Annotated in this window: 10 protein-coding genes; 2 read left to right on the forward strand and 8 right to left on the reverse strand. The window is 31.1% G+C overall.

Annotation, left to right across the window (positions count from 1 at the left end; all coding sequences use genetic code 11):
* The 8 genes from AA81_RS00540 to AA81_RS00575 all read right to left on the reverse strand — a co-directional run.
* Nucleotides 1–211, reverse strand: a 211-nt coding sequence (locus AA81_RS00540) for a metallophosphoesterase family protein (RefSeq protein ID WP_211292614.1), incomplete at its 3' end; no start/stop codon positions are given.
* 59 nt (nucleotides 212–270) lie between these two features.
* Complete coding sequence (locus AA81_RS00545; RefSeq protein ID WP_103078337.1) at nucleotides 271–777, reverse strand: ferritin-like domain-containing protein; 507 nt, start codon at nucleotides 775–777, stop codon at nucleotides 271–273.
* Between the two features lie 90 nt (nucleotides 778–867).
* Nucleotides 868–1,455, reverse strand: coding sequence for a hypothetical protein (locus AA81_RS00550; RefSeq protein WP_103078338.1), 588 nt, complete (start codon nucleotides 1,453–1,455; stop codon nucleotides 868–870).
* Between the two features lie 31 nt (nucleotides 1,456–1,486).
* Nucleotides 1,487–2,389, reverse strand: a complete 903-nt coding sequence (locus AA81_RS00555; RefSeq protein WP_103078339.1) for a cation diffusion facilitator family transporter — start codon at nucleotides 2,387–2,389, stop codon at nucleotides 1,487–1,489.
* Between the two features lie 11 nt (nucleotides 2,390–2,400).
* Complete coding sequence (locus AA81_RS00560) at nucleotides 2,401–2,925, reverse strand: methyltransferase domain-containing protein (protein WP_103078340.1); 525 nt, start codon at nucleotides 2,923–2,925, stop codon at nucleotides 2,401–2,403.
* A gap of 36 nt (nucleotides 2,926–2,961) precedes the next feature.
* The gene (locus tag AA81_RS00565) at nucleotides 2,962–3,456 is read right to left on the reverse strand and encodes an adenosine-specific kinase (protein ID WP_103897881.1); all 495 of its coding nucleotides are present in this window, start codon (nucleotides 3,454–3,456) and stop codon (nucleotides 2,962–2,964) included.
* 131 nt (nucleotides 3,457–3,587) lie between these two features.
* Complete coding sequence (locus AA81_RS00570) at nucleotides 3,588–4,058, reverse strand: YbhB/YbcL family Raf kinase inhibitor-like protein (protein ID WP_103897882.1); 471 nt, start codon at nucleotides 4,056–4,058, stop codon at nucleotides 3,588–3,590.
* Nucleotides 4,059–4,179: 121 nt separating this feature from the next.
* Nucleotides 4,180–4,770: a DUF2179 domain-containing protein gene (locus AA81_RS00575; protein WP_103897883.1), complete on the reverse strand. Its 591-nt coding sequence runs from the start codon at nucleotides 4,768–4,770 to the stop codon at nucleotides 4,180–4,182.
* 112 nt (nucleotides 4,771–4,882) lie between these two features.
* Here AA81_RS00575 and AA81_RS00580 point away from each other — a divergent pair, with 112 nt between their 5' ends.
* Entirely contained in the window at nucleotides 4,883–6,394 is a 1,512-nt protein-coding gene (locus AA81_RS00580) for a hypothetical protein (RefSeq protein WP_103897884.1), read from the forward strand.
* A 23-nt stretch (nucleotides 6,395–6,417) separates the two neighbouring features.
* The coding region (locus AA81_RS00585) for a hypothetical protein (protein WP_146050306.1) at nucleotides 6,418–6,674 on the forward strand (257 nt) is incomplete at its 3' end.

Below are 6,674 nucleotides of genomic sequence, written 5' to 3' on the forward strand. Positions count from 1 at the left end.
AAATTTTTGAGAGTAGTTCGTTCAGTAGAATAACCGCCTCTGAAGGTGGGATACCTCTATCGTATAAATCCCCTGCTATCAATAATACATCAGGTGGAGTTTTTGATAAATATGCCAAAAAATTGTCTAAAATATATTTTTGGTCCCAGGTCATATAGTTGGAATATATTATCTTTCCAAGATGCCAATCCGCAGTATGAATGAATTTCATGGTGACCTCCGAATAGTTTAAAAAAGGGATGCAAGTTGCATCCCTTATTTTTCAATTTTTCAATACAATGGTTCGACATCCATATGTTCCCAATAATCTTTGGATAATTTTTGATAGAGTGTATAAATCCTATCTCTATGCTCTTTTTCCCATTCGGCTAGATGAATCAGTATCTTTTTTAACTCTTCATCTTCAACACTTTCAGCAGCTTTGTTATAGAAATTCATGAAATCTTCTTCGATAAGATATGCCATTCTTAATACAGGAATATCGGATTTTACTGCCGTAAAATCACCCTGGTAAGCTATTTCTTGGGCAGCTCTTTTGGAAAAAGTTTTTCCCACATCAGTAGGTTGTGAGAAATGCACATAATCATGACTTTTTACATCTTTTATCAGACTACTTATATAATCTGCGTGACCTTTCTCCATGTTACTTAAATCTTCAAAGGTTTCCTTAACCTGTTGAATCTTAACCGTTTTTGCTTTTGATTCGTAAAATTGCATTCCTTCTAATTCCTTTGATAAAGAATATTCTAATATACCAAGAGCCTTTTTTTCATTCAAAGAAAACACCTCCAACTATTTATTTAGATACTATCTTTAGAAACTTTAATGCTTGATTTAGAAACCCTTTACCACATAGTTAACAACCAACTATTTTGAATGCTCTACATAAATGTAAGGTAAAAGAATATATTCTAAAATAATTGATAAGTAAAGTCCAACAATAGGTATCATTCCCAAAAGAAAAATCACGAGTAAAAGTAGAAATATTTGTAAAAAGTTTTCTCCGTTAAAAACGAAAGAATAACCCTTTTTCAGAGACTCGGTAACTGAAAGTTTGTCAACCACCAATGCACACGGAGAAAAAATCAAGAAAAGGGCTAATATTAATCCTGGGATAACATAAGCTAAAGTTCCGAGAGATATTAGAAAACCTACCACAATAGAAAGCACGATTATTTCCAATAGAAGCTGATTAATTTGAGCGAAACTTTTTTTCAGATCAATTTCTTCCCCTTCTTTATATTGATTAAATAAAATAGTGATCCAAGCGATGAAAAACATCGTACCTATACCTATAATGATAAAAGATACAAAATTAGCAATGGGGCCTATAAATCTTACAGCATCGAAAAGTAAAGTAAGTATAATCCCTATAAAGACTGGTATGAGCATGGCAGGATTTTTACCAACTATTTTAAATGGTTCGGTGAAAACATCACCTAGGTTTATTCTCACGCATATTCCCCCCCTCTAATTTTGAAGACACTCATGTCACTTTTTTTTCTTCCAAACATCTATTTTTTTCAAATTGCAAAGTGGTATGACTGATTTCAAATTCTTCTTTTAAAACTTTGTTTAATTTATCTATACAATCATCCAGCTTATAATTATTTTGGTCAAAACTTTCTTGAAGTCTTATATGGGCTTCCATATATTTGTCTTTTCCATCGGTTGTCCAAATGTGGATATGGTGAACATCTTTTACGAAATCAAACTTTTCCAAATTTGTTTTTATTTTTCCGATTTCAATATCAGTTGGAGTTCCTTGTAGTAATATATTTATAGTATTCTTAAGTAGTGGTATACTTTCTATAAATATATACCCGCTTATCATAAGAGTGAATATAGCATCAACAATGTAAAGTTTTTGATAAATGATCAAAAATGCCCCAATGATTACAAATATAGACGAAATAGTATCGCTAAGGATATGGATAAAAGTGGCTTTGACATTTAAATTTGTTTTTGAATCAGAATGTAATAAATATGCGGTTGTTAGATTTCCTGTTAAACCAATAAAAGCAACTGTTAGCATTATGTTACCTTGTATGATTGATGGATTTGATAATTTATTTATACCTTCAATAAGTAAATAAACAGCGATAACCATTAATATTTCTGTATTTACAAAAGCAGCAAGTGTTTCCACCCTTTTATAACCGTATGTCCTTTTTGAGTCTCGTTTCTTTTTTGATAAAACCCTTGCGATATAACTTATAAGGATTGCAGTAGTATCGTTTAGATTATGTATGGCATCGGATAATAAAGCTAAACTATTCGAAAAGATTCCGCCCAATATCTCTGCAATAGTTATACCAAAATTCAGTATAACAGAAAGAAGGAGTCTAGAATCTAAAGTCCTTTCTTTTTCTTCATGATGTAGATCCATAAAACCATCCTCTATTTTGTTGGCAATTCTCTTGATTCATAAACATAGATGCCATTTTCATATTTAGAATATTTCCAATTTGGGAACGTCCATTGATTTGAAATTACTTTTGCTCCAGGCTTGAGTTCTTTTTTTAATTTATTTTCTAATTTATTCATCGCAAAATCCACTTGAAAAGCCGTTATAATATCGAATTTAGACAAATCTGCTTTCCAGAAGTTTTTCCAATGAATAAACGCCTTTCCTTTTAATCCGGCTCTTCTAATATTTCTCCTTGAAATCAATACTAAAAAAGGGTTTATCTCAAAACCATGAGCTTGTGCACCTTTTTCAGCGAAGGCTATAACAACACGGCCATCTCCCGATCCCAAATCTACCGAGATCTCGTCTCCTTTTATTTCTGCCATATCAACCATTTTTTCGACATCTCTTTTTCTACTTGGATCAAATATAGCACCCTTCAATGAAAAAGGAATTACCCAGAAAAAAAGCAAATATAATATTAATAATGCTAAAATTGTAAAAAATATCCACATGTTTTCCCCTTTATCTTAATAAACTATACAGTGAACTTACCATCTTTTGTACTTTGTTACCTCTCGCAAGAAGTTTTTTCTTTTTTCTCTGTCAGCTTCTTTTTCTACACCTACTGGGGGATATCCATCTATTACTCCTAATATACCCCTTCCCTGATCACTTTCAGTTACAATTATCTGTAGAGGGTTTGCTGTAGCAGCAAAAATATTGAGTACTTCTTGAACATTCAATAGTTGATTTTTGATGTTTATCGGAAAACCATTTTTGATCATTAACACAAAACAATGACCTGCTCCTATCTTTTGAGCGTTATCGATAGCTACTTTAATCAGCTCATCGTCGTTCCCGTCGTATCTTATAAGACGGGGACCAGAGGCCTCATTGAAAGCTAATCCAAATTTTAAAGAGGGGTTCGTTGTAACTATACTTTCATAGATATCTTCAACAGTTTTTATGAAATGCGATTGCCCTACTATTATATTTGTATCTTCAGGAATAAACAACTGTACAACATCGAGTTTTAAGTCCATCTTTCGCCTCCTGATTATTTTTTCGAAGATATTAGATTTAAAAATTCTAAAAATTTATTTATAGCGCCCCTTTACACCGCTCCCCCCCATAAGGAAAACGGAGCTTTCATCCCTCTCCCCACTCATTAAGATTAATCTCTTTTATACAATCCTACAATTTCTGTTTCTTCGATTATATGACCTTCCATAGCTTTCAATAAATCTTCCTTTTTGGTGTTTTGAGGTAAATTCAATGTTGTATCTAATGCGTAAAGTTTAAAGTGATAATGGTGAACCCCATGTCCAACAGGAGGACAAGGACCCATGTATCCAGTTTGATGAGCACTGTTTTTTCCTTGATTTAATGAAAGCGGATGGGTTACTGAGTATTCTTTTGGGATCCTTTCAGGAATCTCGTCAACCAACTCAATGTTCCATGCTACCCAATGCACGAAGGTCCCCATTGGAGCATCTGGGTCATCCATTATCAACGCCAAAGATTTTGCTTTTTCTGGTATTCCTTCGATTAACAATGTGGGGTTGATATTTCTGCCTTCACAGGTGTAAGTGCTTGGAATATAATCATTATTTTTAAAAACTGGTGAGGAAATTTTTAAAGTCATACCAATATCCCTCCTTCAAACGATAATTTAAAAACAACTAACAACTTAAAAATTTACATTATAATTATATCATAAAAATACTACACTTCTGATGCCTTTATCCAAACTCTACTTTTATCAGTCATTTTCCTTTTCTAGTGAATCTATTTCTAAATTCGAAATTAACGTTTTGTGCTGGAAAAATCCCCTTGTTCACTCCACGAACCTCTTCAATTGAGTAAAATGCATTTGGATTGAATTCATTAACTATGTCTATAATCTTTTTTAAATCTTTCCTCCTAACCACGCTGTATATAATTTTCACAGGTCCTTTAGATCCTTTCGCATCTATACTAGTTACTCCAAAACCCTCTTTATTCAAATAATCTACTAAAGGTTGAGCTTCTTTATTGGTTATCACTCGCACTAAATTTGTTCCAATAGCTATTTTCTCTTCCAAAACCGTTCCTAGATAATTTCCAGTAGCAAATCCCAAGGCGTAGGCTATTGCATAAATAGGGTTATCCAAATTATTCATAACTTGTGAAATAGCTATAAGCCATATAGATACTTCAAAAAATCCTAATACCGATGCCCAAAACTTGATACCTTTCGAGATAAATATGATCCTTATAGTCATCAAACTTACATCACAAAGCCTCATAGCAAAAATTATAATGGGAAAAATTACCAGAGAAAAAAAGGCAGAATCCATAAAAGAAGAAGCTTCCACTACATCTTCACCCCTTTTAATATTGATTATTTTTTATTACTTCAAAATATCTTATCATATTTAAATGATATAATATAGAAAAATAAATAAAATTTGGAAAGGAGATATGCTTTTGCGAAAAATAATTCTACTTTTTATTTCTTTGACTATCTTTAACTTGCTGTTTTCTTTGAACGTTGATTCATTCTTGAAGTCTGTAGAATTAGTAGACAGCAAAGAAAAGGTTGTTTCATTTTCTTTCACTAACGACTCAGAGAGTAAAATTAATATACACATTAGTTCGCTTTTAGAGAATTCCTCTTTTGAAGTATCGTATCCAAGTGAAATTAGTTTACTTCCCTATGAAACAAAAAAAGTTGATTTTTTAGTTAAAGGTTCCGAAATTTCACAAGGTACTCATGTTCTTGCTTTTTCTGTATTGGCTGATGATAATTTACCAATAGATTCAGAGGTAGGTAAAATTAGTTTTCCAATTATTATAAAAATTGTGGATATAAATACTTCGAATATGCAAATTTCTTTAGATATGTATTGTGATACTCCACTTTTTTCAAGCAAAGATAAACTAGGCACCTATTTCCCATTACAACTATCCAACAGTAGTAATTTGGAAGTTAATGTCTGGGGAACTTTTTCTTTGTATGAATTAAATGACGAGCAATTGATTTTTCAAAAATCCCTTTTTAAAGACCAGTCTATAAATCTCTTACCTTATACTAACAAAGAAGGTAATATTTTTATTGAAAAATATTTAGCTCCTGAAGAATACAAGATTAGAGCAGAGATATATTATGGTTATAAAGATTATTTTCAAGAAAAATACGTTTATGAAAAAGAATTTAAGATATCAGAAGATGTATACAAAGAAAGGAATGTAGTTAACGTAAATTCAGATCCAAATCAAATTTATATAAAAATACCTAAAGAAATGAGCCCTAGGGAATATATCACCACTCCGGTAGAATTTTCTTTGGATGTGGTGAATAATGATTTTTTAGATATGAACGTTTTTTTTGATTTTGAATTGGAAGAAGGCGAACAAAGCTTTTATAATAGGAAAACAAACAATAAATATTTATCTATAACCCCTAAGGAATTATCAATACCTAAATATCAAAGAGTGGAAACAAAACTAATAGCAGATTACCGAAGATCAAATTTGGTAGAATTAAGTGGTGAATACTATACTAACTTGACTCTAATTGGAGAAAGTAACGAAGGAACAACAACGATTCTAAGTAAAATTAATATTCCAGTAACAGTAGATTTTGGAGATAATGTATATAACTCAGAATCAAAAGTATACATCGAGGAGAATAATATTTTAAACGATTTTTATAATAATATAACAATCAATTTTGAAATAGAAAATACTGGAAACTCATCTGTTAATTATGATATCTACATGAAAAAATGGAATTCTACTACAAATAATCAGGTAGGGAACACAATTATATTAAAATCCAAACAATTACTATTACCTGAACAAACAAATGAATTCACAGAGAAATTAGTTACTGAATTAGGTGTAGATAAAATTCTAATAGAGATTATTACAAGTAAAGGTACTAACCCTAATGAAATAATCAAAGTTGATAATTACTCACTAAAGATCCATAGATAAAATAAAAAGGGTGGTTCTAAAAGTTGAAAAAAGTTTTAATATTAATAATAGTCGTCTTTTCAGCCTCTTTTTACTTTTCAAATATTCATTTGAGTTTCAATGAAGCACCGCTTGAAGAAGTACTACAAAAACTTGAGGAAGTTAGTGGAAGCATTATCTTAACAAAAGTCAACACTTCAAGGAAAATTACCAAAGAAATAAATACTTTAGATTTGGAAAGTGCTTTAGATATTATCTTATATTCTACCGATTATGAATACAAAAAAGTAAGACATAATTT

This window comes from Petrotoga halophila DSM 16923 (assembly GCF_002924615.1).

Bases quoted from the DNA above. Each gene is read 5' to 3' on its own strand.
- AA81_RS00570 (WP_103897882.1), bottom strand. From the start codon at position 4,058: ATGACTTTAAAAATTTCCTCACCAGTTTTTAAAAATAATGATTATATT.
- AA81_RS00560 (WP_103078340.1), bottom strand. From the start codon at position 2,925: ATGTGGATATTTTTTACAATTTTAGCATTATTAATATTATATTTGCTT.
- AA81_RS00555 (WP_103078339.1), bottom strand. From the start codon at position 2,389: ATGGATCTACATCATGAAGAAAAAGAAAGGACTTTAGATTCTAGACTC.
- AA81_RS00565 (WP_103897881.1), bottom strand. From the start codon at position 3,456: ATGGACTTAAAACTCGATGTTGTACAGTTGTTTATTCCTGAAGATACA.